Origin of the sequence: Streptomyces griseus, assembly GCF_900460065.1 — a bacterium.
Classification (GTDB): Bacteria; Actinomycetota; Actinomycetes; order Streptomycetales; family Streptomycetaceae; genus Streptomyces; species Streptomyces griseus.
On record NZ_UAVD01000029.1, the window covers coordinates 91498 to 118248 of the forward strand.

Genomic DNA, 26751 nt, shown 5'->3' on the forward strand with positions numbered 1-26751 from the left:
TGGTCGTCGTCTCGGTCGAGGAAAGGGAAGTGCGGAGCGACTCACTTTTCTGCCCCCATGCCGTCAGGCCGCCGGGCTGCCGCGGCCGGTTCACGCCCGCCGGTTCACCCGGTCGGGCCGTCCATGGCGCGGCGCAGGGAGGCCGGACGCAGGTCGGTCCAGTGCTCCTCGACGTACGCCAGGCACGCCGCCCGGCCGTCCGGGCCGTGCACCACGTGCCACCCGGTGGGCACCGGAGCGAACTCCGGCCACAGCGAGTGCTGGTCCTCGTCGTTGCGCAGCACCCGGAACGGCGCCTCGTCGTCGTCGAACGGGTTGGTCGTCTCAGCCATGCCGTCTCCGGCCTCCTCGCGGGGCACCCGGCCCGCCCGCCCGCACAGGCGGGCGGACCGGGCGGTTCGATCAGATGCGGTAGCCGAGGCTGCGCAGCTGCTGACGGATCGCCTCGTCGTCGGCCGTAGCGGTGCCGCCGGCTGCGGCGTCCGGGTCGGTCGGAGCGAGGGCGCGTCGCTCCTCACGAAGGTTCTCGTTCACTGGTTCTCCTTTCCTGGCTTCGGTGTTCATCCCTGTCCGGTCGGACAAGCTCGGTTCCGCCCTAGGGTGGCGGTATGGACGGCGACACGAATGACCTGGCCCACGACGCGACCGGTACGCCGACGGTCCGGCTGCGCCGGTGGGAACGGTGCTGGCCACCGGACGACCCGCACGCCAACTTCAAGGCCGAGGTGGTCGACTACGGGCTCCTCGATCCGCTGGAGACCGTGCGCGGCATGTCCCGGAACCTGGACATCCCGGCCGGGGCGATCGTCCGGTACGTGCTGGCGAAGTGGGCCACCGGCGGCAGCGGTGGCCTCCTCGAACTCGGGCCGGTGATGGTGCCGCGCCTGTGGGAGCCGATCGCGGCCGCGGAGGAGGCCGATTCCGACGAGCAGCGGCTCGCGGCGTACCACCAGCTCCGGCAGATGATCTCCTGGCTGAAGGTGCCGCTGGACGACCCCACGGTGTATCCGGCTCAGCGGCCGGCCGAGTGACCGGCTCTCAGTGCTCACGGCGCACCACCCCGGTCACGCAGCCGATCCCGCCGGCCGCCCGCAGGTACGCGCCGACGTCGATCTCGTCGACGGCCACGCCCGCCCGCTCCAGCGTCCGCCGGATTCCCGGGCAGCCCGCGGGCATCAGCACCCGCTCCGGCGCGAGCACCAGCAGGTTCATCCCGCGCCGCACCAGCAGTTCCTCGTCCGGCGGCAGCGGGATCACCCGGTAGCCGTACGCGGCGAGCAGGGCCGCCAACTCCGGCGGGCAGGCGGCCCGGTGGACGACGGCGGTGGACGGGCCGAGGAACACCACCGTCCCCAGCAGGTGCTGCACGCCCGGCGCCAGCGGCACCGTCACCACCCGCGCCCCCAGCTCCGCGACCGCCGACGCGACCGCGGCCGCACCGGCCGCGTTCGTACGGAACCCGGTTCCGACGACCACCGTCGACGGATCGATCCACAGCGCGTCGGCGCCCTCGAAGACGGCGGTGCCGGAGACCGTGCGCAGGATCGGGAACCCGGCCCCGGCCAGCGCGAGCGCCGCGTGCCGTTCCTCGCCGGCCCGCTGTGCCGAGGCCATCCGGGCCAGCACCGCCCCGGCCGGGGTCATCCAGAACAGGTCACGGGCGAACACCACGTTCGGCGACGCCTCGGGGGCCGCCAGGTGCACCTCGACCCCGTCGTCCCGCAGGCGGTCCGCCAGCGCGTCGCACTGCGCCCGCATCGCCGGCAGATCCACCGGGCCGACCATCAGCGAGGCCCCCGGCCGTCGCACCGCGCCGACGCTGTCCGGCGGGCGGACCAGCAGCACCGACCGCAGCGCGGCCGTCTCCGACCGGTAGCCGCACGGCGTCCACACCGCTCCGGCGGCGACCTCCTCCGCATGGGACGCCACCCGGGGGACCCACCCCGGGCCGCCATGGGTGCTCGGCTCAGATCCAGTGGTCGTCACGGGCGTAACCGAGCCTCTCCGCCATCGCGAGCACATCGGCGCTCAGCGCCGACCGGACTTCCGCCTCCCGCGCCCGCCACCGGCCGGGGCGTGGCGCCGCGGTCGACACGGTGGCGGGGATTCCTGCGGTCGCGGTCCGCTTCAACGGTCCGTCGTACGGGACGCCCAGCCAGTGGGCGACGCGCTCGACGGCGTCCGCGCGGCGGTGCGGACCGCTGATCAGGTCCTCGAACCGCACCGTGTGATCCGCCCCGTGGGCGAGCACCGCACGGTGGCTCGACCACCACTGGTGGGCGCAGACCCGGGGCAGGGCGGCGGCGGTGTACGCGGACCAGCAGGGGGGCAGGTCGAACTTCCACCAGTGCCGGTCGGCCGGCCGTACGTCGGCGTATCCGGCGATGCGCAGCGGTTCGTCCATCCGGTACGCGTGGAACCCGTGGTGCAGCCACCCGTCGACCAGGCCGTTGACCGAGGCGGCCGGATTCCTGGTCAGGTGCAGCACCCGCAGGCGCGCGTTGGGGAACACCGCCCGCAGGAAGCCGAGCCGGTAGGCGTTCCCCGGCGTCTTGACCACCAGAGGCTTCGTGGCGAGATCGTGTTCGCTCGCGGGCCGCCACGGGCGGGGGAGGACGAAGGGCGGTTCTTCGAGCAGTACGTCACCGGGCGGCCCGGCCGGCCGTGGCCCCGGCGACCGCCCGGGAAGGTCGTAGTACAACGGGTTCACGCCCGCCCTGCCGATCAGCGCCCGTGCGAACCGGGGGAGATCGCGGTCCAGTACCGCCTCGGCGGTCCGCACCAGGTCGACGGGGTCGAGGTCCAGCCCCGGCCACTGCACGACCAGCCGCCACGCCGCGTCCACCGCCAGGTTCTCCACGCCCGTGCCGGGGGAGCCCGCGTCCAGCGACAGCTCCGCCTCGAACAACGCCCGGGACCACGGGGGGAGCCCGTGCCAGTGCGCCGCGTCCAGCGCGTCGGATCCGGTACCGCTGTGCGGGTGGTCGAGGCCCACCAGCCGCAGCAGCGGATTCAGCTCACCGCGCAGGTGCAGCAGGTGCGGCGAGGACCGCAGCAGCTCGGAGAGCATGCTCGACCCGCCCCGCGAACTCGACGCGACGACGACGAGGTCGCGCACCTTCGTGCAGAAGCGCGGCACCGGCGTGCCCCGCAGCGGTCGCAGCACCTCCAGCCGGCGCACGACCCCGGCGACCGGGCCGTCCGGGGCGGGGCCGCGGTCCTTCGTCCGGATCACGCCGGGCTCGCCCCTAACCACGGTCGGGCTTCCGCACCGAGTACACGCACCACCGCCACCGGTCGCGCACCGAGCCGTCCGGCAGCACCTCGAACGGGTGAACCGCGCGGACCTCGCGCGGCGCCTCGTAGTAGAGGCGGTAGATCTCCTGCCGGTTCGCCGGTGTCGTCTCGTGGGTGTCGATCCACCGGTCGATCGACTCCCACAGGAAGTGCTCCTCCATCCGCACGTCGGTGAAGCCGCCCCCGGTGAGCAGGGCCCGGAAGTCCTCCTCGCGGAACATCTGGTACAGCAGCGGCTGCTTCTTCTTGAACACGCGGAACATCCAGAACGCGTCCACGTCCGCGTACGGCACGATCTGCCCGACGATGAACTGGCCGCCCGGCCGCAGCACCCGGAAGATCTCCGACACCGGCCGCTCCGGCCGGGGCAGCAGATGCAGCACCTCCCGGGTGACCACGAGGTCGAAGCTGGCGTCGGGGAACGGCAGGTCGTAGACGGTGCCCTGGTGCACCACGTCCAGCCGGGTGGCGGCGAGCGCGGCCATCTCCGGGGTGAGGTCCAGCCCGACCGTCTCGCCGACCCGGCCGCGGAACGCGCCGCCGACGACACCGCTGCCGCAGCACACGTCCAGCATCCGCGCGTCCGGCGGCACCGCGCACAGCTCCGCGTGCTTGCCGAGCAGCTCCTCGTCGGTGAGCCAGGCGCACGAGTCGTGCCAGTCCTTCGAGCGGATCCCGAACTGTCGCTGGTAGACCGCGTAGTCGACCTCGACGGCCCGGGTCCGGGAACGGGCCGTCCGCCCGGCCAGCCGCGCGGCGAGCCTGGCCCGGCTCGCGTCGACGGCCCGTTCGGCGATACGGCGGGCCAGCTCCGGGTCGGCCGCCAGCGCCCGCCGCGCCTGCTCGGTGACGACGTCGAACACACGGGCGCCGGCCTCGTCGTTGCGCAGGGTGCGTTTCGTCTGGCCGTCGAAGCGCGCGTCCGGGATCCGGATCGCGATCACCGCCGTCAGCCCCTCCAGGATGTCGACCACGGTCATCCTGTCCGCGGCCGGACCGAGGTGATCGGCCACCACCCCGGCCAGCGCGCCGCGCAGCGCGTCCACGTGCGACCCGCCCAGATCGGTGCGGATGGTGTTGACGTAGGCGAAGACCTGCTCCGCGTACCCCTCGGTCCACTGGACGGCGGCGTCGATCACACACCCGTCCCCGGCCCAGGCGAACGTGACCGGCTCCGCGTGCACCTTCTCGGCGTCGCGGGCGCGGTGCGCGAGGAGGCCCCGCACTCCGGACCTCTCGCACAACGACTCGTTCCGCCCGGTGCGGTGGTCGACGAGATCGACCCGCAGGCCCGGGTGCAGGTACGCGATGTCCAGGAGCCGGGCGTACAGCAGCTCCGCGTCGAGCACGCACGAGGAGAAGATCTCCGGGTCCGGCCGGAACCACACCCGGGTGCCGCGGCGGGCGCTGTCGCCGACCCGCTTGAGCGGGGTCTCGACCGAGCCCCGGGCGAACGACTCGCTGTGGTGCGCGCCGTCGCGCCACACGTCCAGCCGCAGCCACTTCGACAACGCGTTCACACAGGCCAGGCCCACCCCGTGCAGCCCGGCCGAGGTCGCGTACGAGGAACGGTCGAACTTGCCCCCCGAGTGCAGCGTGGTGAGCACCAGTTCACACGCCGGGACCCCGGCCTCCGGGTGCTGGTCGGTGGGGATGCCCCGGCCGTCGTCGGTGACCGAGCAGGAGCCGTCGCCGTGCAGTTCCACGGAGATCGTGCCGCAGTGCCCGGCGGCGGCCTCGTCCACGGCGTTGTCGACCAGTTCGAGCACCAGGTGGTGGGCGCCGTCCGCGCCGGTCGACCCCACGTACATCGACGGGTTGCGGCGCACCGCCTCCAGCCCGGAGTAGAGGGTGATCGCCTCGGCGTCGTAGTCGGTGGTCATGGCGCTCCGTTCCCGGCGAACCGCGGCTCGGCCAGCCCGGTGAGGGCCTGCTCCAGCCGGTCCACGTGCGTCCTCTTCAACGTGCTCAGGGTCTCCAGCCAACTCGCCACGTCCGCCGCCCCGTCCAGGTGCGCCCGCGCCGCCAGGCCCGGATAGCGTTCGCCGGCCTCCCCGAGGTCGCCGCTGATCGCCGCGGCGAGATTGCCGCGGGTGTCGCCGAGCACGGGGCCGGCGCCCGTGTCGTCGCCGCCCAGCAGGTCGCGCAGCACATCCAGGTGGCCGTGGGCTGCGCAGGCCACGCTCTCGGCGAGCTCGCCGAACACCCGGGCCGCCTCGGGGTGACCCTCGATGTCGGCGACCCGTGCGCAGTAGGTGTAGCGCGCCGCGGTGGCCGCCTCGGCGAGGAACGCGGCCCGTACGCCGTCGGTGAGTGACCGGTCCGGTTCCATGTCAGACCCTCGTTCCCGAGGCGACGACGAACAGCATCCGGTCGGTGATCCGCCCGTCCGCCTCGGCCACCGCGTGCCGCGCCCGGAACGCGGGCGACGCCCTTCGGTAACGGTCCCTGATGGCCTCCCGCGCGTCCTCGCCGATCGCGCCGTTGTCCGACCACACGTCCACGTCCTCCACCGACACGTGCCGCTGCGACCGCACCGGGGCGCACCCCGCGCCGGCGAGCAGGGCCTCGACGTCGCCGGCCCGGAAGAAGTGCCGCCGGGCCGGGTTGCGCAGCCGCAGGATCTCGGCGTACTCGTCGCGGTCGTCGTCCCCGTAGGCGCACAGATGGGTCAGGACGACCCGCCCGCCCGGCCGGGTCACCCGCACCATCTCCCGCACCGCGTCCGGCAGCGTCATGAACTGGATCCCCTGACGGCACACCACGAGGTCGAACGCGCCGTCAGCGAACGGCAGCTCCTCCGCCGGGGCGATCACCAGTTCGTCGAGCACGTCACGCGCCCGCTCGGCCATCTCCGGCGTGATGTCCACGCCGGTCAGCCGCCGTACCCGCCCGGCGAACAGCCTCGACACCAGTCCGGTGCCGCACGCCACGTCCAGGACCGCGTGGTCCGGCCGGGGCGCGGCCGCGGACAGCATCAGCCCGCCCAGCGCGTCGTCGGTGCACCACGCACTGGACCGGTCGTAGGTGCCCGCCCGGTCGGCGAAGTGCGTGCGGACGTTCTCCGTCTCGTTCATCTGCTCTCCCCTGCCGGAACCCGTACGCGGCCCGGCCTCGCGCGGCGGCGCAGCCGGTGGACGGTGGCGTCGCGCCGCCAGCGCCGGAAGTGGTTGCGGTCGGTGCGCAGCGACCGGGCCTCGACCGCCAGCCGCACCGCCAGGCCGCGCAGCGCGACACCGAACTGACCGGGGGCCGGTTCGGCCCGCGAGGCCGGGTCGAACGGGTAGCGAAGGGTCTCCATCGCCCGCGCGGCCACGCTCTCCACCTGCCGCCGCTCCCGGTCGGTCAGCCCCCGCCGGTGGGCGCCGATCCGGGCCGTGGTGATCGGGTCGCCCGCCGTGCGCCAGGAGGCCGACAGCGACGCGGTCATCCGGGCGTGGCCACCGAGGTGGTGCGCCAGCATCGCGGGCTCGAACGCCTCCCCGACGAAGTCGCAGATCGCCCGGATCTCCCGTTCGGGCGCGGACACCAGGTCCTCGTACCGCACCAGGTGCACCACGGAAGGACCCCACCGCTCCAGGGCCGCGCGGGCCAGCTCCTGCTCGGCCGTCCACCGCTCTGCCATCCGGTACGGGTGGCAGGGGCCGAACACGGCCCGCTTCGCCGAAGCGGCCACATCGCGGGGATCGCGCACCAGCCAGAGGAACCGCGCGTGAGGGAGTCCGGCGAGCACCTCGTCGACGTGCTCGACCATGAACGTGCTCTTGCACCCCCACCGGGCCGCGCCCTCGGCGACGCGGTACTGGTCGTAGATCGCCGACACCACCCCGAACAGCGACGGGCCGGCCGCCCTCGTCACCGCGGCCCGGTCGATCACGTGCGGCCACGGATGGATGTGGTGGCGCAGCAACCGCATCGCGTCGTCGACCATCGCGTCCACATCGCCGTCGTACGGGATACCGGACAGGTACCGCAGGAAGTGCGGCGGGTGCGGGACCGCGATCCGCGAGTGCGCGTCGAGCACCAGCCGCAGCAGGTTCGACCCGGAGCGTTCGGTCCCGATGATCAGGATCGGGCCGTCCTGGGCGGCCACCGGTCAGCCCCCCACCGCGAGCTTCTTCGCGCCGCAGTCCATCAGGGTGCTCCCGACGGCGGCCACCTCCGGGTCGGCCACCTTGTCCAGGGTGTACTGCTCGGAGCCGGGGACCAGGGGCGCGGCGGCGGAGCTCCACTCCGCGCGCCAGCCGGTGCCGGCGTACGAGGTCGAGCGCTCGGTGCCGTCGGCCGGCTGCGGGTGGAAGTACTGGAAGTGCTCCGGCCAGTGCTGGAAGTCCATCACCGGACCGGGCTGATAGGCGTCGTACACCCGCTTGTACGCGTCCCGGCAGACCTGCTCGGGCAATCCGCTGACGTTCAGGAACTCGTCCTCGTGCAGCGCCTGTTCGACCGACAGCCAGTTCAGGTGGTCGACCTCGGTGCGGATCACCTTGTTCCGCACCGCGTCCTGGTACACCGTCGTGCCGGGCATGGCCGACAGGTACTTCACCCGGGTCACGTGGTTGTACTGCTCGGCGAACTGCACCATGTCCGCCAGGGACTCCTCGGTCTCGTTCGGCAGACCGACGATGAGGAGCGAGCCGAACCGCACACCGCCCTCGAACGTGGTGCGCATCGCGCGGACGGTCAGGTTCTCGCTGCTGCCCTTGCGGGCCTCCCGCAGCACCTCGCGGCCCAGCGACTCGACGCCGTACAGGATGATGTCCGCACCCGCCTCCCGCATCGCGTCGATGCGCGGCACGTCCATGTCGGCGCACCGGGTCAGACAGGTCCACCGCAGATCGTGCTGGGAGATCACGTCGCACATCTCGATGGTCTGGCCGCGGTGCGAGCTGAACGTCAGGTCGACGAAGAAGCAGAACTCCACGCCGTACCGGGTCTTGAGCCAGTCGAGGTCGCGGTCCATCTTCTCCGGCGACTTCGCCCGCACCTGCGGGGTGGTGCGGTAGCAGAACGAGCAGTCCATCTTGCAGCCGCGGCTGTAGGACGAGATCACCTGCGGCTGCATGCCGAGCGGCGACCGCGACTGGGGCCACAGGTCGAGCCGCATCCTGGGCAGGGCGTCGAGATCCATCATCTGGCCACGGGGCGGCGTGCGGCGCGCCTTCCCCTTCTCGTCCCGGTAGCAGATGCCCCTGATGCCGGGGAGGTCCCGCTGCCACGAGCCGCGGGTGTAACTCTCCATCAGCTCCAGGATGGTGATCTCACCCTCGCTGATCACCGCGATGTCGCAGTCGGTGTCCGACATGAACACCGACGGGGCGGAAGTGACCAGCGAACCGCCGCAGACGATGGGTATGTCCGGGTGGGATCCGCGGACCATCGCCATCAGCGAGCGGCAGAACGGGAAGTTGTCCTCGAACGTGCATATGCCGAGCACGTCGGTGCCTTCGACGATCTGCTCGTACGCCGATTGCAGGGGGTTCGGGGTGTAGCGGACGTCGACGATGCGCACCGGGTACCCGGCGTTGTGCAGCACGGTCGAGATGTACGTCGCACCCTCGTAGGGGGAGGTGAGGAAGAACTCCCAACCGCGCGGCATGGTGAACGGCGAGGGTCCGACGACGAGGGTGAACCTCGGCAGGGTGGGATCGACCGGCACCGGTTCGGCGTCCTGGTCGCGCATCTGCTCGATGTAGCGCTGGTCGACGGCGCCGTTCGCGTCGGCGTACAGCTCCAGGGCCAGGGACAACTTACGCGCCATGTGCATGCTCCCTCGCTTCACGGACGTGGAGTCTTCGCCGCGTAACTGTAGGAGCGGGACGCGCTGTTCAGCACGGGTGTTCATGCCCGCCGGTCGGCCGATGTCGAACGCGGGGAGCCGGTTGTTAGCTTCGGTCCCGCCCGGCGTCGACAGAGGCAGACGGAGGAATCCCGGTGACCGCACAGCCGAACGTCCTGTTCATCTCCCTCGACACCGTCCGCGCCGACGTGGCCTATTCGGGGAAGTACCCCGGAGTGGAGCGGCTGCGCGCGAGCGGGGTCAGCTTCACGCAGGCGATCTCCTCGTGCCCCCTGACTCCGGTCAGCCACGCGACGGTGTTCACCGGGCTCCAGCCGCCCCGCCACGGGGTCAGGCACCTGTTCCGCGAAGCGCTGGACAAGCGGGTGCCGACGCTGGCGGAGCGGCTGTCGGCGGTCGGGTACACGACGGGCGCGGTGGTGTCCTGCCCCGGCCTGAACCAGTGGTACGGGATCGACCGCGGATTCGACTTCTACGACGACGAGATCCCCCTGCTGCCGGACGGCCGGGACCCGCTGTCGGTCGGCGACGTGAAGTTGCGCGGACTGGCCCTCAAGCGCGCGCCGCTGGTGGTCGAACGCGCCACCGAGTGGCTCCGGTCGCTGGACGGCGCCGGCCCGTTCTTCCTGTTCGCCCACTTCTTCGACGCGCACTGGCCCTACGAGCCGCCCGAGGACGTCGGCGTCGAGGTGGCCAACCCGTACGAGGGCGAGATCGCCTACACCGACCACTACGTCCAGCTGCTGCTCCGCCGCATCGCCGAGCTGGGCCACGACCTCGCGTCGACGCTGGTGGTGTGCTTCTCCGACCACGGCGAGGACCTGGCCGGGTGGTACCCCAACGACCACGCCGGCGACCTCGGCCACCCGTACGAGGAGGGGCACGGCTGCCTGCTGTTCGACGCGACCCAGCACGTGCCGCTGGTCATCAGCGGCCCCGGGGTCCCGGCGGGGATGAGCGTGGACAGCCAGGTGCGGCTGGTCGACATCATGCCGACGGTGCTCGACCAGCTCGGACTGGACCCGCTGCCGTCGGACGGCGCCTCGCTGACCGAGTTCTTCGCGAGCGGCAACGGGCCCTCCCGCGAGGCGTACTCGGAGACCTACTTCCCGCAGGAGCGGGCCGCCGCCTCGGACGACTACCCGGACCTGAAGGCGCTGCACGCGGTGCGGGCGGACGGGCGGAAGGTGATCTGGGAGGCGGACGGGCGCCAGGTGTGGGCCTACGACCTCGCCGCCGATCCCGACGAGCTCGACGGGCGGGTCCTCGTGTCCGACGAGGACGCGTGAAACCAGGGGCGACCGCGGCGCCGCGGTCGGTCCGCCGGGTGCTGGTCGCGAGCACGATCGGGACCGCGATCGAGTGGTACGACTTCTACCTGTACGCCACGGCGTCCGCGCTGGTGTTCGGCCCGCTGTTCTTCCCCGGGTCGTCGGCCGCCGGCGGTGTCCTCGCCTCGTTCGCCACCTACGCGGCCGGGTTCGTCGCGCGCCCGCTGGGCGGCCTGGTGTTCGGCCACTTCGGCGACCGGGTGGGCCGCAAGTCGATGATGGTGTGGACGCTGCTCGTCATGGGCATCGCCACGTTCGGCGTCGGCCTGCTGCCCACCTACGACACGGCCGGTGTCCTCGCACCGGTCCTGCTGGTGACGCTGCGCGTCGCCCAGGGCATCGGCATCGGCGGCGAATGGGGAAGCGCGGTGCTCCTCAGCACCGAACACGGCCCGCCCCGACGCCGGGGCTTCCTCAGCAGCTGGCCCGCGATGGGCTTCGCGCTGGCCCTGTTCGGCAGCAACCTCACCTTCGTCCTGATCTCCGGACTGCCCGAGGAGGACTTCCTGACCTGGGGATGGCGACTGCCGTTCCTGGCGTCGGTCGTCCTGGTCGGCATCGGCATCTGGGTCCGGCTGGGCATCGAGGAGACACCGGAGTTCGTACGGGGCCGGGCGGCGGCCCCCACCGCCCGGGTGCCGGTGATCACGGTGCTGCGGCGGTGGCCGCGCCGCGTGCTGATCGGCGTTCTCGCCTCACTCGGCACCGGGTCGGTGATCGCGATGTTCACCGTCTTCCTGGTGGCGCACGCGGCGAAGGCCGGGCTGGAGGTGCGGTCGACCGTGCTGACCGGACTGATGATCGCGGCCCTGGGGGAGTGCGTGACGCTGCCGGTGTTCGGCGCGCTGTCCGACCGGTTCGGCCGCCGGCCGGTCATGATCTTCGGCTACGTGGTCGCGGTGGCGGCGATGGTCCCGGCGGGCGCCTGGCTGTCCTCGGGCGATCCGACCCTGGCCGTCCTGGTGTTCGTCCCCGCGCTGACCATCGCGCACGGCGCGATCTACGGCGGCCTGGCGGCGTTCCTGGTGGACCTGTTCCCGACCATGGTGCGGTTCTCCGCGATCGCCGTGACCTATCAGGTGGGCGTCACGATCTCCAGCTTCCTGCCACTCGTCGCGGTCGCGATCACCGCGGACGATTCGTCGCTGCTCCCGGTGGTCGCGCTGTTCGCGGCGGTACAGACGGCGGCGGCCGTCGCCGTGGCGTGTGCGCCGGACTCACGCGCTGACGCGGAGCTGCTCGCGGACCCGGCAGGCGAGCGCCGACCAGTCGGCCGCGCAGTCCATGGCGAGGTCGGCGACAACCGGTGACCAGCGCTGGGGGACGGCGGCGGCGAGGCGCTCCCACTGCGCGGCGTCGAGCGTGTTGGCGTCGAGCAGCCGCAGGAGCGCGCGGCCGACCCCGGAGAACCGCAACGACGGGTCGGTGCGCAGCGCGAGCAGGAACCGGTCCCGTTCGGCGCGAGGCGTGCCGGCGCTGCCGTCGCCGGTGCTGACTCTCCCACCGGTGTTGTTGCCGGACGCCTTCTTCTCCGCCGCGTCGCTTTCCGTGTGCTGCCCGGCGGGAAGGCGATAGCGCGGCGGCACGGGATGCTCGCCGCGACGCATTCTTTCGCGGACGTCCCGCGCGGTACCGACCGATATTCCGGCGATGCGGGCGATGGCCCGTAACGAAAGGCCGGGGTCTTTCGCAATGGCCTGACTCGCCCTCATGCGTCCGTGCGACGCGTCGAGGGGCCGCACCTTTCCGTCGCGGCCGAGACGGGTGTGCAACTGGGTCATTTCCCCGCTTGTACGCTGCCGGATCGCCGACACCGTCTTGGTGGACAATCCGGCCGTCGACGCGATCAGACGGTCCGACAGATGCGGATGCGACGCGAGGATCCGGGAGGCGGCCGCCGTGCGGTCGGCGAGCGTCAGCGGCAATCCCTGGGTCGCGTTGGCGCGCACGGCCAGGACGAACGCGTCCTCCTCCGAGCCGTCGACGAACCGCGCGCCGATGGTGGCGTCCCCGCGCAGCCTGGCCGCGCGCAGGCGATGCACACCGTCGATGACCTGCATCGTCGGCCGGTGCACAAGGATCGGCGGGAGGTCGTCCCGGCACTGGGCGAGCGCGCTGACGTGGTCGGGGCGAGAGCCGGCGACCCGTACGAGACACGTTTCGGTCACCTGGTCGACCGGCACGAACGTCGGCGGCGTGTCCGACGGTGGTGCACCCAGCGATGTCGCGCTCATCCGAACTCCTCCAGATGGCCAAGCCTTTTCCGAGCACGCCGTGTCACGCTCGGCAGCGCGTAACCGATCGGATCCCGGAAGCGGCTACAAGATACCGGCCGCGTTCTGGCGCCGAACAGACCGGTGAGACAAAGTTTCCCTGAGTAAGTTCTCATGATTCCTTTCCCGTCGGTGCACCAGGTGAGGGCCGAAGTAAGCGCCTCGTCGAACTCGTTGACACCGATCCGCGTCATGGGACAGAGTTCCCCCCGTTCCCCCAATGGATTTCCGTGGGTCACGGAGTGTGAAATCACAGTGGACGCGCGAATGGATACGGTGAATTCCCTGCCTGCCGGGACGATGGTCGGAATGTTCCGGCGCCAGGTGGTCCGGGCCCCGGACTCGATCGCGGTGGCCACCGCGGACGGCACCCTCACCTACGGCGAACTCGACACCCGCGCCCGCACTGTGGCGGGCGGGCTGCGCGAGCGGGGGATCGGGCCGGACGACATCGTCGCCGTCGCGATACCGCGCGGCGCGGACATGGTGGTGGCCGTCGTGGGGGTGCTCGCCGCGGGAGCCGCCTACCTGCCGGTCGACCCCGCCCAGCCGCCCGACCGGGTGGTCGCCGTGCTCGCCGACGCCCGTCCCGCCCTGGTGCTGACACCGGGCGAGCTGCGGGAGCTGGAGGCCTCGGCGGTACCCGCGGCCCCGGTGACCGAACCCGATCCGGCGTGCGCCGCCTACGTCATCCACACCTCCGGCTCGACCGGAGCACCCAAGGGCGTGGTCGTTCCCCATACGGGGATCGCCCCTCTCGTCGCGGCGCAACGAGAACGCTTCGGCGCCCGACCGGGCGCCCGGGTACTCCAGTACGCGTCGGTCGGCTTCGACGTGGCCGTCGCCGACCTGTGCATGGCGCTGCTCACCGGGGCCACGCTCGTCCTCGCACCGCCCGAGGGCCTTCCCCCCGGCGAACCGTTCGCCCGGTTCATCGCCGAACACGGCGTCACCCATGTGTGCATGCCACCGAGCGCGCTCGCCACCCAGCCGGACCTGGCACTGCCCTCGGTCACCTGCCTGATCGTCGCGGGGGAGGCGCTGGGCCCGGACCTCGTCACCCGATGGTCCGCCGGCCGCCGGATGATCAACGCCTACGGCCCGACCGAGACGACCGCGTGCGCCACCATGAGCGCACCGCTCACCGGCGGCCCCCCGGCGCCGATCGGAACGGCGATCCCCGGCACCGAACTACGCGTGCTGGACGGGACGTGCGCCCCGGCCGCCGAGGGCGAGCTGTACATCGGCGGCGCCGGGGTCGCGCGCGGCTATCTGGGCCGGCCCGGAGCGACCGCGCAGCGGTTCGTCGCCGACCCGTGGGGGCCGCCCGGCTCGCGCATGTTCCGCACCGGCGACCTCGTCCGTGTGCTGCCCGACGGTGACCTGGTGTTCCTCGGACGCACCGACGACCAGGTGAAGATCCGCGGCCACCGGGTCGAACCGGCCGAGGTGGAGGCCGCGCTCGGCGCACACCCGGCGGTGGCGCGGGCCGCGGTCGTCGCCCGCTCCGGGCCGCTCGGGGCCTACCTGGTGGGCTACGTGGTGCCGCGCGGGGCGAGCGTGCCCGACCTGCGCGCGCACCTCGCCGAGCGGCTGCCGGCCCACCTCGTCCCCGACCTGATCGAGGTGGTCGGCCACTTCCCGCTGACCCCCAACGGGAAACTGGACCGGGCCGCGTTCGACGCTCCCGTACCGAGGGCGTCGGTCGGGCTCGCCGACGACCTCGCCGGGCTGTTCGCCGAGGTGCTGTCGGTGGACGCGGTCGCGCCGGACGACGACTTCTTCGCCCTCGGCGGCACCTCGCTCACGGCCACCGCGCTGGCCAGCCGAATCCGCGTCGAACTGGCCCTGGAAGCGTCCGTGGCCACCGTGTTCGACGCCCCCACCCCCGCCGAACTCGCCAACGCCCTCTCCGCGACGGACGCGGCGGACGCGACGGACGCGGTGGACACGGCGGGGGCGGTGAACGCGGTGGGCGTGGCGGAGGCGACGGCCCCGGCCTCGCCGGTCCCGGTCTCTCCGGCGGACTCGGCCGGGGGCCGGACATGAACGTCGTCATCGTCGGGGCGGGTATGGCCGGAACGATGCTGGCGATCCGGCTGGCCCGCCGCGGCCACCGAGTCGACCTGGTCGAGCGGCGCGCCGACCCCCGCGCCACGGACGGGCCGGAGGCCGCGTCGATCAGCGTCGGGCTGTCCGAACGCGGGCGGGCCGCGTTGCGCGACATCGGTCTCCTCGACAAGGCCCTGGCCGCGGCGGTTCCCATGCGCGGGCGGATCGTCCACCACGGCGGCCGGGTCACCCACCAGCCCTACGGCACGGACGACACCCAGGTCCTGCACGCGGTCCGCCGCCACGACCTCAACATCACCCTGCTCGACGCCGCCGAAGCGGACCCCCGGGTGCGGCTGTGGTTCGGGCACCGCGTCACCGGCCTGGCCGGTGACGAGGTGTGGACCCCGGCCAGGACGTTCGCGGCGGATCTCGTCGTGGGCGCGGACGGCGCGTACTCGACCGTGCGCACGCACCTGCACCGCCAGGTGCGCGCCGAACTCCACGTGACCCACCTGGACTGGGGCTACCGGGAGTTCACCATCCCGGCCGTCGACCGCCCGGAAGCGCTGCACGTGTGGCCCGGCCGGCGGGGGCTGGTCGTGGCACACCCCAACCCGGACGGCTCCCTGACCGGGACCGTGTTCCTGCCGTTCGACGGCGACACCGGGTTCCAGGGGCTGCGCGACCCGGCGAGGGCCGGGGCCTTCCTGGCCGAGGAGTTCGGCGACCTGTCCGAACTGGTGCCGGACCTGGTCACCCAGTTCCTCGCGCAGGAACCGGGCAGCCTGGTGTCGGTGCGCACCGCGCCGTGGCGGCACGACCGGGTCGTCCTCGTCGGCGACGCCGCCCACGCCGTGTTCCCGTTCTACGGCCAGGGGATGAACGCCGCCTTCGAGGACTGCGCGGTGCTCGAAGCGTGTCTGGCCGAACACGCCACCGGCGACGCGCTCGCCGCCTTCGAGGCCCGTCGCCGCCCGCACACCGACGTGCTCGCCGACCTGTCCGCGCGCAACTTCGTGGAGCTGCGCGACCGGGTGCGGTCACCGGTGTTCCTGGCCCGCAAGCGGATCGACTTCGAGCTCGGCCGCCTGATACCGGGATGGCGGACGCTCTACGCGATGATCAGCCACAGCACCCTCCCGTACGGTGACGCGCTCGCCCGCGCCCGCCGCCAGGACCGGCTCCTCGGTGGACTGGCCGGGCTCGGCGGAGTCGCGTTGCTCGCCGCGGCGCGGCGGAAGCGGAGCGGGGGATGCTGAGCCACCCGGCGGGTGACGTCTCGCTGTTCGAGCCCGGCCACCCGGACCTGCCCCCCGCCGCCGAGGTGGTACTGGCGTGGGCCCGCTCCTACCTGTGCCGACCGCACCCCGATCTCGGGCGGGGCGGCGACGTCTGCCCGTACACCGCCCTCTCGCTGGAACGGGGCGGACTGTTCCTCGCCGTGCACCCGGGACGGCCGGACCTGCGGGCGGTGATGACCGCCTACCGGGACTGGTTCCCCGAACTGCCGCCCCGTGCGTGGCCGGCGGCCAGATACCGGACGGTCCTGGTGGTGCTGCCGGACGTCCCGCCCGGGGAGATCGACCGAGCGCAGCGGGAGCTGAAGCCCGGGTTCGTGGAACGCGGCCTGATGATCGGCGAGTTCCACCCCGGACCACCGTCGGCACAGGGACTGTGGAACGCGGACTTCCGGCCCATGCGCAGCCCGCTGCCCCTGCTGGCGGTGCGGCACATGGTGGCCGCCGACGCGCCGTTCCTGCGGTCGGATCCGGAACAACTGGCGGCGTACCGCCGCCGGTTCGGGGACCGGGGGGCGCACCGATGACGTTCCCGCTCCCGCCCGGGGCCCGACGGCTCTGGTTCGCCGAGGCGTTCGCCGACGGCGCCCCCCTGCACAACAACCCGGCGGTGTTCCGGTTGACCGGCCCCCTGTCGGCGGACGCGCTGCGGCGCGCGGCGGACCTGGTGGCGGCCCGGCACCCGGTGCTGCGCACCACCTTCGACGAGGTCGACGGCGAGCCGGTCGGGCGGACGGGTCCGGTGGCCGCAGCGGATGTCGTGGTGCGGGCCGTGCCGGCCGCGGACGCCGAGGCGTTCGCGACGCGGGCCGCCCGGGAGCCGTTCGACCTGCGCACCGGGCCCCTGTTCCGGGTCCGGCTGGGCCGGATCACACCGACCGACCACATCCTGGTGATCAATACGCATCACGCGGTCGTCGACGGCAGGTCGCTGGCGGTGCTGTGCGGGGAGATCGGCGCCCTGTACGCCGACCCGGGCCGGGCCCTGCCGGATCCCGGAGCACCGCCGGACACCGTCGACCACGACCCGTCCCGCCGGGTGTCCGACCTGGCCGGTGTGCCTGACCTCCTCACCCTGCCCACCGACCGGCCCCGCCCGAGGATGCGCGGGTTCCGGGGCGAGTTGCGCCGCCACTCCGTCCCCGCGGGCCTCACCGCGCGGGTCGACGCGCTCGCCCGCGCCACGCGCGCCACCCGCTTCGTCGTGCTGCACGCCGCGTACGCCGCCACCTTGGGCACGACCGCGGGTCAGGACGACGTGGTGGCCGCCACCCTGGTGTCCGGGCGGCCGGGGCCGGAGTCCGCCGACGCCGTCGGCATGTTCGTGAACCCGGTTCCGCTGCGGGTGCGGATCGGCGGCGATCCGACCTTCCGCGAGCTGGTGGCCAGGGCCCGCGGCGCGGTCGCGGCGGGACTGGGCGGCGCGGCGGTCCCGTTCGACCGGATCGTCGAGGCGGTCGGCGCCGCCCGCGACCCGAGCCACGCGCCGCTGTGCCAGGCACACCTGGTGATGCAGGACCCGCCCGAGGTGGTGCTTCCCGGCGTGCGGGCCGACCGGATGCTGCCGGACACGGGCACGGCCGACGTCGACCTCACCGTGATGGTGGAGTCCGGCGGCCCGGAGATGACCGTGGTCACCGAACACGACACGGACCTGTTCGACGGGGCGACGGTCGACGGTTTCGCCGGGCGTCTGCTGGCCCTGCTGGACGGTGCCTGCGCCGACCCCGACCGCCGGCTGTCGGCGTTGACGGCTGGGGCTTCGGCGGTGGCCGAGTCGGCGCCCCCGACCGGGGGTTCCGCCGGACCGGCCGGTGCCCCGGCGCCGTCGACCGTGCTGGAGCTGATCAGGTTCGACGCGGAGGGCCTCGCGGTGGGGGAGCTGTCCTACGCCGAGTTGGAGCGCCGTTCGGCGGCGCTGGCCTCGGTGTTGCGGTCGCGGGGCGCCGGACCGGAGGTGTGGGTCGCGGTGGACCTGCCGCGCGGCAGGGACCTGGTGGTCGCCGTCCTCGGGATCTGGCGGGCCGGCGCGGTGTACGTACCGGTGGAACCCTCGTGGCCCGGGCCGAGGCGCCGGGCCGTCACCGGGGCCGCCCGGATCGTGCTGACCGGGATCCCGGAGCTGCCACAGGAGTTCGAGCGCGTCGAACCCGGCATCGCCCCCGAGTCACTGGCGTACGTGCTGCACACGTCCGGGTCGACCGGCAGCCCCAAGGCGGTGGGCGTGCCGCACCGCGCGGTGGCCGGGATGCTGGCCCGGTCGACGGCGTTGGTCGGGCTGCGCGCCGGGGACGTGGTCGCGGCCCTGATCTCCCCGGCGTTCGACATCTCGGTGTGGGAACTGGTGGCGCCGCTGACGGTGGGCGCCCGGGTGGTGCCCGTACCGCCGGAGACCGTGGTGGACGGTCCCGCGCTCGCCCGGCTGTTGAAGGCGGAGGCGGTCACGGTCGTCCAGGTCACCCCGTCGCTGTGGGCGGTGCTGGCGGCGGCCGGGGGAGTGCCGGAGTGCGTACGGGTCCGGGTGTCGATCGGGGAGGTGCTCACCCCGGAGCTGGCCGGGGCGCTGGGCGGGGCCGAGCTGTGGAACACGTACGGCCCGACCGAGACGACGATCTGGTCGACCGCCGAACGGGTGCACCGGGGCGGCAGGTTCGGCATCGGCGACCCGCTCGACGGGGTGGCCCGGTACCTGCTGAACGCGGGCCTGCGACCGGTTGACGACGACGTGGTCGGTGAGGTGTACCTGGGCGGCTTCCCCCTGGCGCGCGGTTATCTCGGCGCGCCCGGCCGGTCGGCGACGAGGTTCGTCGCCGACCCGTTCTCGCCGGTCCCCGGTGCGCGCATGTACGCGACGGGCGACTTGGCACGGCGCAGGCCGGGCGGTCTCGTGGAGTTCGTCGGACGGGCGGACGCGCAGCTCAAGGTGCGGGGCCACCGGGTGGAACCGGCCGAGGTGGAGGCGGCGTTGCGGGCGGACCCGGAGGTCGCCGACGCCCGCGTGACCGGTGACGGCGACCGTCTGGTGGCCTACGTGATCCCGGCCGCAGGGCGGCCCCGCTGGACGGGGGTGCGGGAGCGGCTGAGCCGTGTCCTTCCCGCCTACCTGGTGCCGTCGGCGATGGTGACCGTGGATGCGTTCCCGTTGACCAGCTCCGGAAAGCTGAACGTACGCGCCCTGCCCCCTCCGGCGGAGGACACCACCGCCCCTGACCCCCACCCGGGCCTGGAGACCACGGTCGCGGAGATCTTCGCGGGTCTGCTGGCCCGCCCGGTCGGCCGGGACGACGACTTCTTCCTGTCCGGCGGCCACTCCCTGGCGGCGGCGAAGGCCGTCGCGCGGATCGCGGCGTCGACCGGCGCGGAGGTGACGGTCAGGACCCTGTTCGCCCACCCCACCGTCGCCGCCCTGGCCGCCGCGATCGACGCGGGCCGGGGCGACCCCGGCACTCCGGAGGAGCCCGGGGCGGCGCCCGCCACGCCAGGAGGGCTGTCCGGCCCGCAGCGAGGACTGTGGGCCATCCACCAGGCGGGCCGGGACGACGGCGCCTACGTCGTGCACGCCGCTTTCCGGCTGGACGGCGCGCTCGACGAGGCCGGCCTGCGGGCCGGGTTCACCCACACCCTGGCCGCCCACCCGGCCCTGCGGTCGGCGATCACCGTCCACGCGGGCGTCCCGCGGCTGAGCGCCGAGCCCTGCACGGACGCGCTGTCGGCGAGGGCCTGGCGCACCACGGACCTGAGCGCGCGGACCGACCCGTGGCCGGAGGCCGAACGCCTGGCCGCCCGGGACGCCGACCGCCCCTTCGACCTGACCCGCCCCCCGCTGGTGCGGGCCCACCTGATCAGAACCGCCCCCACGACCCATCTCCTGACGCTCACCGCTCACCACATCATCTGCGACGACACCTCGATGTCGATCCTGCTGTCGACCCTGACCTCGGCGGACCCGATCGCCTCGTCCCCTCCCGGTGGCGCCGCGGATGTCCGGCGGACGGGGCCGGGGCCCGCGCTCCGGGCGAGGACCGGCGCACCGGAGCCGCCGATCGGCGCGCCGGCGGTCGTGGGGCCACGGCCCTCCGCGCCGCCCCTCGGGGGCCCGAGGCTCTCCGCGCCGACGGTCGTGGGGCCACGGCGACGCACCACCGACTTCTGGGCCGAAACACTGCGCGACGCCCCGTCCGCCTCCGGACCCGCGCCGGACCACCCGTACGGCACGTCCCCGGCCACCGCGCCGGACACACCGCCGCACCCGGAAAACGGCGGGGGCCCGGCTCACCCCGACCGCTCGGGCGCCGCCCCCGGTGCCACGCACCGGTTCACCGTCCCCGCCGGGCTCGCCCGCCGCTTCGCCACCCGGTGCCGGGGCGAGGGCGCCACCACCGTCGCCGGTCTCCTCGCCGTCCTCGCGATCGTCTCCGCCACCCGGGACGGTGGCGACGACCTCGTCGTCGGCACCCCGGTCAGCACCCGCCCGGACGGGTGGGACGACGTGATCGGCATGTTCGTCACGACCCTCCCGCTCCGGCTCCGCACGAATCGTCGAGCCACCCCGCGCGACCTGCTCGCCGACGCCACCGGGGCGGTGGCCGACGCGATGGACCACGCCGACATCGCACCGGCCGACATCCTCACCGCGCTCCCCACCCCGCGGGGGGACCGCGACCCGCTGTTCCGGACGATGCTGGTCCTCAACCGCGAGACGGCCCCCGTCACCTTCACCGGCCTGACCGCCACCCCGCTCCCGATCGACCGCGCCACCAGCCGTTTCGACCTCACCCTCCACATCAGGGAACGCGAGGGCGACTGGCCCGCCCTCATCGACTACCGCACCGACCGGTACGAGGCGGACACGATCACCGGGATCGCCGACCAGGTGCTCGCGGTCATGGAGGCCGTGGCCCGCCACCCCGGACGTCCGCTGTCCCACCTGGACCTGTTGTCCCCGGCCGACAGCGCCGTCCACACCGCCCTCGGCGCCCGGCCCGACCCGGCCATCCCCGGGGGTGCACCGGACACACCGCCAACCGGTCCGGCCGTCCCCCCGCGACCGGCCCCCACGACCGTCGTGGACCTGATCGCCGCCCGGACCGCCCGGACCCCTGACGCCATCGCCGTCCTCGACCTCGCCGCCGCCCCGCTCACCTACCGCGACCTGGACCGCGGATCCTCGGCCGTCGCCCGCCACCTGCGCGAGGCCGGTATCCGGAGCGAGGACCCGGTCGCGCTCACCCTTCCGGCCGGCGCAGACGCGATCATCGCGATCCTCGGCGTGCTCAAGGCGGGCGGGTGCTTCGTCCCCCTCGACCCCGACCAGCCGCCCTCCCGCCGACAGGCCCTGATCACCGCCGTCGGTGCGACGACCGTCCTGACCCGCGAGAATCTCCTTGCCGTCGGCCGCCACGAATCCCGTGAGGCTCTCCTTGCCACCGGCCGCCACGAACCCCGCGAGGCCCTCCCCACTCACCTCGCATCGACGCCCGTTGACCCGTCGCAGCTCGCCTACGTCGTCCACACCTCCGGCTCCACCGGCGAGCCCAAGGGCGTCGAAGTGCAGCACGACACGCTCCTCAAGCTGACCACCGCGTTCATCGCCGAACACGGCCTGACCGCCGGGCACCGCCTCCTCATGGTGCCGCCCGCGCACTTCGACGCCGCGTTCGGCGACATCTTCCCGGTCCTCGCGGCCGGGGCCACCCTGGTCACCCACCCCGACCCGGGCAGTCTCACCGGACCGGACCTCCTGGCGCTCTGCGTCGAGCACCGGCTGTCCGCGGTGGACACGGCCGCACCCCTCTGGCAGCGCTGGGTGGCCGATCTCGCGGGCGAACGCCTGCCGTTGGAGATCATGATGGTCGGCGGCGACACCGTTCCGGCGGCGACCGTCCGCGCGTGGGCGAAGCACGGCGTTCCCCTCCACAACCACTACGGCCCGACGGAAGCCACCGTCTGCGCGACCAGCCACCGCACCGTCGACGGCCGCGAGCACCCCACCCGGCTGCCGATCGGCCGCCCGCTGCCGCACGTCCGCGTCCACCTCCTCGACCGGGCCCTGCGCCGGGTGCCCGTCGGCGTGGTCGGCGAGATCTACATCGGCGGGACGGCGCCCGCCCGGGGATACCGGGGGCAACCGGCCGCGACCGCCGCGGCGTTCCTCGCCGACCCGTACGCCGACCGCCCCGGCGCCCGCATGTACCGGACCGGCGACCTCGCGAGGCTGAACCGACACGGCACGCTCGAATTCGTCGGCCGCGCCGACGACCAGGTCAAGATCCGCGGCAACCGGGTGGAGCCGGGAGAGGTGGCGGCCGTGCTCGCCGCGCACCCGGCCGTCGCGGAAGCCGTGGTGGTGGCCGACGGGGACCGCCTCATCGGCTACGTCGGCGCCCCGGCCCCGCTCACCACCGCCACCCCACCCGGGCCTTGGACGGCCGTCCCGACGCGGCTCACGCCCGGCACGGCTATCCCGACCCCGCCCCTCCCGACGACGGCTATCCCGACCCCGCCCGTCCCGACGACGGCTATCCCGACCCCGCCCGTCCCGACGACGGCTGTCCCGACCCCGCCCGTCCCGACGACGGCTATCCCGACCCCGCCCGTCCCGACTCCGGCCACCCCCACCCCGCCCGCACCCGGCGCAGCCGTCCCCACCCCGGCCACCCCGACCCCGCCGGGTACCCCGCCCGCGCCCGGCACGGCCACCCCCACCCCGCCGAGTTACGCCCCACCGGCCGGAGCCCCGGACGCTTTCGGCCTGCGCGCCTTCTGCGCCGACCGCCTGCCCGCGTATCTCGTGCCGGACACCGTGGTCGTCCTCGACGCCCTTCCGACCACGAGCACCGGCAAGGTCGACACCACCGCCCTGCCCGAACCACCGGCCGCCCCCGCCGCCCCGGCGGATCCTCCGCGGACCGCCACCGAGGGAGTCGTCGCCGCCATCTGGGCCACCGTTCTCCACCGGAGCGACGTGGACCGTTCCGCCGACTTCTTCGCCCTCGGCGGGCACTCGCTCATCGCCGCCCACGTCCTCGCCGCCGTCCGCGACCGCCTCGGCGTCACGGTGCCGATGCGCACCCTGTTCGCCGCCCCCACCGTGGCGGCGTTCGCGGCGGTCGTCGACGACGGTGTCCCGGCGGACCTGCCCACGCCCGACCGGCTGCGCGCCGACGCCGTCCCGCCGCCCGAGATCCGCCTCCGCGCAGCCCCCGCACCCGGGACGCGCCTCGGCACGGCCCCGCCCCCCGGAGTGCGACCGCCCGGCGTGCGGCCGATCGAGGTCCGACCGTTCCGTGTCCGACCGCCCGGCGTCCCCTCGGCCGGCCGGCCGCGCCGGATCCTGCTCACCGGGGCCACCGGCTTTCTCGGCCGCCACCTCCTCGACCAGCTCCTGGCCCGGACCGATGCCCGGATCCACTGTCTGGTCCGCCGGGGTTCGATCGACCGGCTGCCGGTCACCGACCGCGTGATCCCGGTCCCCGGCGACCTGGCCGCACCCGGCCTCGGACTGTCCACGGAGGATCACGACACCCTCACCACCGTGGACGCGATCTACCACAACGCCGCCGTTCCGCACTTCGCCGCTTCCTACGACGCACTCAAATCCGCCCACGTCGACGCCACCGCCGCGATCCTGCGCCTGGCCGGCGACAGCGGTGCCCCGCTGCACCTGACCTCCACCCTCGGCGTCTTCCTCGGCGACGCCCACGACGGCCGCGTCGTCACCGAGGCCGACGTCCCCACCGACCCGAGCGGCCTCACCAGCGGCTACGACCTGAGCAAATGGGTGGCCGACGCCATGTCCGTCGCCGCCCGCGGCCACGGTCTGCCCGTCTCGGTCCACCGCATCGCGGCCATCGTCGGCGACACCGTCACCGGCGCCACCGACCCGCGCTCCGCGTTCAGCCGCTGGCTCACCGGATGCGTCGCGGCGGGCGCCGTCCCGGACACCGCCGAGGTGCTGGACATGGTGCCCGTGGACACGGTGGCCGCCGCGATCGTCGCGCTCTCGCAGGCCCCGGAGCTCCTGGGCCGGGACCACCACTACCACGGCGACGGCGGCCTCACCCGTGCCGCGCTCGCCGCCGCCCTCACCTCGGCCGGCCACCCGACCGAGGTGGTGCCGTACCGGCTGTGGCGGGAACGGATGCTCGCCGACCCGGCCGGGCCCTTCGCCCCGCTCGCCTTCTCCCTGCCCGAACACCCCCGCCCGCACCCGCGGTTCGACTGCTCCCGCACCTGGGCCGCCGCGGCCGGGGCGGGGGTGGGGTTCCCCCCGGCCGACGAGCGAATGCTGCGCAGGCACCTGGACGGCCTCACCGGTGCCGGCGCGCTTTCCGGAAATGGATGACCATGCCCCTGCCCGAAGCTTCCTCCGGTGTCCCGGCCCCGGTGCTCGACCGCCTGGGCGCGGCCGGCTACCGGGCCATGATCGCCGGTGTCCGACTCGGGGTCTTCACCGCCCTGGAAGCCGGCCCGCTGACCGTCGAGGAGCTGGCCACCGCGGTCGGCGGTGACCCGGACGGGGTGCGGAGCCTGGTGAACGTCCTGGTGACCTTCGGCTACCTGCGGCACGACGAGCACGGGGTCACGACCGCCGCGGCACCCGGTCCGCCGGACCTCGAACTGTTCTGGCACGAGGTCCTGTTCGAGCACTGGGCCGACATCGAGGACACCATCCGCACCGGCACGCCCCGCCGCGGCTTCTACACCTGGCTGCGCGAGCGCCCCGCCACCGCCGCGCGGCTGCGCCGGATGCTCGCCGGGGCCGCCGCGGCGCTGGCCGACGACATCGCCGCCGCACTGCCCCCCGCGGCCACCGTCCTGGACATCGGGGGTGGCCACGGCGACCACACCGTGGAACTGTGCCGCCGCCGCCCCGACGTGACGGTCACCGTCTTCGACCTGCCGGAGACGATCACGGCCCTCCGGGAGGACGCCCCGCCGGGCCGGATGACGGCCCGGGCGGGCGACTACCTCACCGACGACCTGGGTTCCGGGCACGACCTGGTGCTGCTGTTCAACGTCCTGCACGGCCACCGCCCCGAGGAGTGCCGCGAGATCTTCCGGCGCGCGGCGACAGCGCTGTCCCCCACGGGAAGCATCGCCGTCCTCGACCACGACCGCGAACCACCCGCAGACCTGGGCCCGGCCGCGGCCGGTTTCCTCGGCATGTTCGATCTGACCCTGTGGCAGGGCCACGCCGGCGGGGTGCACCGCTACAGCGACCTCGCGGCCTGGCTGGGCGAGGCCGGACTCACCGAGACGAGGGTCGTGCCGCTCGCCGCGTCCCCGCTGGAGAAGCTGCTGATCGCGGGCCGGCCGTCATGACCGCCGACCCGTACCCCGGCTACGCCTGGTTGCGCGAGCACGACCCGGTCTGCCCCGTCGGCGGTCCGCATGTCCCGGGCCGGATGTGGCTGGTGACCCGGTACGACGACGTACGCGCCTGCCTGGCCGACCGCCGCCTGGGCAGCCGTGCCCCGGTCGACCCCGACCCCCACCCGCCCGGTCTCTCCCACCTGGACGGTCCCGGACACGCCAGGCTGCGCCGACTGGTCGCCGCGGCGTTCACCCCCGCCGCGGTGGCGCGTCTGCGTGATCGCACCGCCCGGACCTGCGCGCACGCCGTCGAGTCGTTCGCCGGACGCGGGCACGCGGACCTCGTCGCCGAGTACACCCGGGAGATCCCGGTCGCCGTCATGCACGACCTGCTGGGCGTCCCGGAAACCGAGCGCGCGCCCGCCGCCGACGTGCTGGACATGTGGTACCGGGCGAAGTTCCGGCAGCCGCGCGACGAGGCGAGTCTGGCCGAACTGCTGGACTACGTCGGCGAGCTGGTGGCCTACAAACGAACGCACCCGGGGGACGACCTGACGACGCGACTGATCGACTCGGACGCGCTGACCGGTGAGGAGCTGGAGGTGATGGTCATGACGCTGATCGGCGCCGGTCACATCACCACGATCCAGTTCCTCGGCACCACCGTCCTGCACCTGCTCGACCACCCCGGCCACCGAGCCGCCCTGCTCCGCGGCGATCTCGACTGGCCCCGTGCGGTCAACGAACTGCTGCGCCTGGACTCGCCGTCGCACGTGGCGGAGTACCGGTACGCGGGCGAGGACATGACGCTCGCGGACGCCCGCGTGGGAGAGGGCGACGTGGTGCTGCTGTCGCTGGCGGCGGCGAACCGCGACCCGGACCGGTTCCCGGATCCCGGCACCCTCGACCTCACCCGCGACGCCCGCCCGCACCTGGCCTTCGGCCACGGCGCGCACACCTGCCTCGGCAGCCATCTGGTCAGGCTGGAGACGGAGATCGCGGTCACCACGTTGTTCGGCCGCCTGCCGGACCTGGCCCTGGACATCCCGGGCGGCGAGGTCGCGTGGGGTTACGCCCCGACGTTCCGCGGCCCCCTGGCCCTTCCGGTCACCTTCACCCCCTCCACCAGCCGATAACCCGTCCCCGCCCCTCACTCCCGGTGTCCCCTCCGCCGCTCCGGCGGCCTCCGTGACCCGGCGGACCGGACTCCGGCGCGCCCGGCGGAAGGACGCACCCGGGCGCCGGCCGCAGGGCAATGCGGAGGGGGTCCGGACGCGTTGTCACTGGGGCCGCTTAGAGTCTCTCCCACTCGTCACGGTGCGTTGCCGTCGACGGGTCTCATCAGCGTGCCGCCGGGTCGGCGGCCGTTCGGAAACAGGGGA

The 26751-nt window shown here is 73.8% G+C and carries 19 protein-coding genes; 9 read left to right on the forward strand and 10 right to left on the reverse strand.

Features of this window, described 5'->3' with window-relative positions; all coding sequences use genetic code 11:
• Positions 1 to 104: 104 nt before the first annotated feature.
• Both DTB53_RS20340 and DTB53_RS37460 read right to left on the reverse strand, forming a co-directional pair.
• Positions 105 to 332, reverse strand: a complete 228-nt coding sequence (locus tag DTB53_RS20340) for an MbtH family protein (protein WP_003964796.1) — start codon at positions 330 to 332, stop codon at positions 105 to 107.
• A gap of 70 nt (positions 333 to 402) precedes the next feature.
• Positions 403 to 534 carry a hypothetical protein gene (locus tag DTB53_RS37460; protein WP_003964795.1) on the reverse strand — a complete coding sequence of 44 codons (132 nt, stop codon included), beginning with the start codon at positions 532 to 534 and terminating at the stop codon, positions 403 to 405.
• Between the two features lie 74 nt (positions 535 to 608).
• On the opposite strand from DTB53_RS37460, the gene DTB53_RS20345 reads away from it, so the two are divergent.
• Entirely contained in the window at positions 609 to 1031 is a 423-nt protein-coding gene (locus tag DTB53_RS20345) for a DUF6027 family protein (protein WP_003964794.1), read from the forward strand.
• Between the two features lie 7 nt (positions 1032 to 1038).
• On the opposite strand, the gene DTB53_RS20350 is transcribed toward DTB53_RS20345, so the two are convergent.
• The 7 genes from DTB53_RS20350 to DTB53_RS20380 are packed head-to-tail and all read right to left on the reverse strand — an operon-like array spanning position 1039 to position 9058.
• Positions 1039 to 1929 (reverse strand): dimethylarginine dimethylaminohydrolase family protein, encoded by an 891-nt coding sequence (locus tag DTB53_RS20350; RefSeq protein WP_012378168.1) that lies wholly within the window; start codon positions 1927 to 1929, stop codon positions 1039 to 1041.
• Between the two features lie 37 nt (positions 1930 to 1966).
• Complete coding sequence (locus tag DTB53_RS20355) at positions 1967 to 3235, reverse strand: sulfotransferase (protein ID WP_012378167.1); 1269 nt, start codon at positions 3233 to 3235, stop codon at positions 1967 to 1969.
• 13 nt (positions 3236 to 3248) lie between these two features.
• Positions 3249 to 5180: a methyltransferase domain-containing protein gene (locus tag DTB53_RS20360; RefSeq protein WP_012378166.1), complete on the reverse strand. Its 1932-nt coding sequence runs from the start codon at positions 5178 to 5180 to the stop codon at positions 3249 to 3251.
• Positions 5177 to 5629 carry a rubrerythrin family protein gene (locus DTB53_RS20365; protein ID WP_012378165.1) on the reverse strand — a complete coding sequence of 151 codons (453 nt, stop codon included), beginning with the start codon at positions 5627 to 5629 and terminating at the stop codon, positions 5177 to 5179. Before DTB53_RS20365 ends, DTB53_RS20360 begins: the two co-directional genes overlap by 4 nt.
• Position 5630: 1 nt before the next feature.
• Positions 5631 to 6374, reverse strand: a complete 744-nt coding sequence (locus DTB53_RS20370; RefSeq protein WP_012378164.1) for a class I SAM-dependent methyltransferase — start codon at positions 6372 to 6374, stop codon at positions 5631 to 5633.
• A complete protein-coding gene (locus tag DTB53_RS20375; RefSeq protein WP_012378163.1) occupies positions 6371 to 7390 on the reverse strand; it encodes a sulfotransferase family protein in 1020 nt (339 codons plus the stop codon). Before DTB53_RS20375 ends, DTB53_RS20370 begins: the two co-directional genes overlap by 4 nt.
• A gap of 3 nt (positions 7391 to 7393) precedes the next feature.
• Complete coding sequence (locus DTB53_RS20380) at positions 7394 to 9058, reverse strand: B12-binding domain-containing radical SAM protein (protein ID WP_003964787.1); 1665 nt, start codon at positions 9056 to 9058, stop codon at positions 7394 to 7396.
• A 173-nt stretch (positions 9059 to 9231) separates the two neighbouring features.
• Here DTB53_RS20380 and DTB53_RS20385 point away from each other — a divergent pair, with 173 nt between their 5' ends.
• Both DTB53_RS20385 and DTB53_RS20390 read left to right on the forward strand, forming a co-directional pair.
• The gene (locus tag DTB53_RS20385) at positions 9232 to 10386 is read left to right on the forward strand and encodes a sulfatase (RefSeq protein WP_012378161.1); all 1155 of its coding nucleotides are present in this window, start codon (positions 9232 to 9234) and stop codon (positions 10384 to 10386) included.
• Positions 10383 to 11738, forward strand: a complete 1356-nt coding sequence (locus DTB53_RS20390; RefSeq protein WP_012378160.1) for an MFS transporter — start codon at positions 10383 to 10385, stop codon at positions 11736 to 11738. The genes DTB53_RS20385 and DTB53_RS20390 overlap by 4 nt, the downstream gene beginning before the upstream one ends.
• Here the strand turns inward: DTB53_RS20390 and DTB53_RS20395 are convergent.
• Positions 11646 to 12611 carry a ParB/RepB/Spo0J family partition protein gene (locus DTB53_RS20395; RefSeq protein WP_256340652.1) on the reverse strand — a complete coding sequence of 322 codons (966 nt, stop codon included), beginning with the start codon at positions 12609 to 12611 and terminating at the stop codon, positions 11646 to 11648. The two genes, DTB53_RS20390 and DTB53_RS20395, sit on opposite strands and share 93 nt — an antisense overlap.
• A 390-nt stretch (positions 12612 to 13001) precedes the next feature.
• Between DTB53_RS20395 and DTB53_RS20400 the strand changes: the two genes are divergently transcribed.
• From DTB53_RS20400 to DTB53_RS20425, 6 genes are read left to right on the forward strand one after another with little or no spacing between them, the layout of a single operon-like run.
• On the forward strand, positions 13002 to 14750 hold the full coding sequence (locus DTB53_RS20400; RefSeq protein WP_012378158.1) for a non-ribosomal peptide synthetase: 1749 nt from the start codon (positions 13002 to 13004) through the stop codon (positions 14748 to 14750).
• Positions 14747 to 16015, forward strand: coding sequence for an FAD-dependent oxidoreductase (locus tag DTB53_RS20405; protein ID WP_012378157.1), 1269 nt, complete (start codon positions 14747 to 14749; stop codon positions 16013 to 16015). The genes DTB53_RS20400 and DTB53_RS20405 overlap by 4 nt, the downstream gene beginning before the upstream one ends.
• Positions 16009 to 16581, forward strand: coding sequence for a DUF6875 domain-containing protein (locus DTB53_RS20410; protein WP_012378156.1), 573 nt, complete (start codon positions 16009 to 16011; stop codon positions 16579 to 16581). The genes DTB53_RS20405 and DTB53_RS20410 overlap by 7 nt, the downstream gene beginning before the upstream one ends.
• Positions 16578 to 24398 (forward strand): non-ribosomal peptide synthetase, encoded by a 7821-nt coding sequence (locus DTB53_RS20415; RefSeq protein ID WP_012378155.1) that lies wholly within the window; start codon positions 16578 to 16580, stop codon positions 24396 to 24398. Before DTB53_RS20410 ends, DTB53_RS20415 begins: the two co-directional genes overlap by 4 nt.
• Before the next feature lie 2 nt (positions 24399 to 24400).
• Positions 24401 to 25378, forward strand: coding sequence for a methyltransferase (locus tag DTB53_RS20420; RefSeq protein WP_236586355.1), 978 nt, complete (start codon positions 24401 to 24403; stop codon positions 25376 to 25378).
• Positions 25375 to 26505, forward strand: coding sequence for a cytochrome P450 family protein (locus tag DTB53_RS20425; protein ID WP_012378153.1), 1131 nt, complete (start codon positions 25375 to 25377; stop codon positions 26503 to 26505). Before DTB53_RS20420 ends, DTB53_RS20425 begins: the two co-directional genes overlap by 4 nt.
• Positions 26506 to 26751 lie beyond the last annotated feature (246 nt).

Bases quoted from the DNA above. Each gene is read 5' to 3' on its own strand.
- DTB53_RS20360 (WP_012378166.1), bottom strand. From the start codon at position 5,180: ATGACCACCGACTACGACGCCGAGGCGATCACCCTCTACTCCGGGCTG.
- DTB53_RS20400 (WP_012378158.1), top strand. From the start codon at position 13,002: ATGGTCGGAATGTTCCGGCGCCAGGTGGTCCGGGCCCCGGACTCGATC.
- DTB53_RS20340 (WP_003964796.1), bottom strand. From the start codon at position 332: ATGGCTGAGACGACCAACCCGTTCGACGACGACGAGGCGCCGTTCCGG.
- DTB53_RS20415 (WP_012378155.1), top strand. From the start codon at position 16,578: ATGACGTTCCCGCTCCCGCCCGGGGCCCGACGGCTCTGGTTCGCCGAG.
- DTB53_RS20410 (WP_012378156.1), top strand. From the start codon at position 16,009: ATGCTGAGCCACCCGGCGGGTGACGTCTCGCTGTTCGAGCCCGGCCAC.
- DTB53_RS20425 (WP_012378153.1), top strand. From the start codon at position 25,375: ATGACCGCCGACCCGTACCCCGGCTACGCCTGGTTGCGCGAGCACGAC.
- DTB53_RS20370 (WP_012378164.1), bottom strand. From the start codon at position 6,374: ATGAACGAGACGGAGAACGTCCGCACGCACTTCGCCGACCGGGCGGGC.
- DTB53_RS20365 (WP_012378165.1), bottom strand. From the start codon at position 5,629: ATGGAACCGGACCGGTCACTCACCGACGGCGTACGGGCCGCGTTCCTC.
- DTB53_RS20420 (WP_236586355.1), top strand. From the start codon at position 24,401: ATGCCCCTGCCCGAAGCTTCCTCCGGTGTCCCGGCCCCGGTGCTCGAC.
- DTB53_RS20345 (WP_003964794.1), top strand. From the start codon at position 609: ATGGACGGCGACACGAATGACCTGGCCCACGACGCGACCGGTACGCCG.
- DTB53_RS20380 (WP_003964787.1), bottom strand. From the start codon at position 9,058: ATGGCGCGTAAGTTGTCCCTGGCCCTGGAGCTGTACGCCGACGCGAAC.
- DTB53_RS20405 (WP_012378157.1), top strand. From the start codon at position 14,747: ATGAACGTCGTCATCGTCGGGGCGGGTATGGCCGGAACGATGCTGGCG.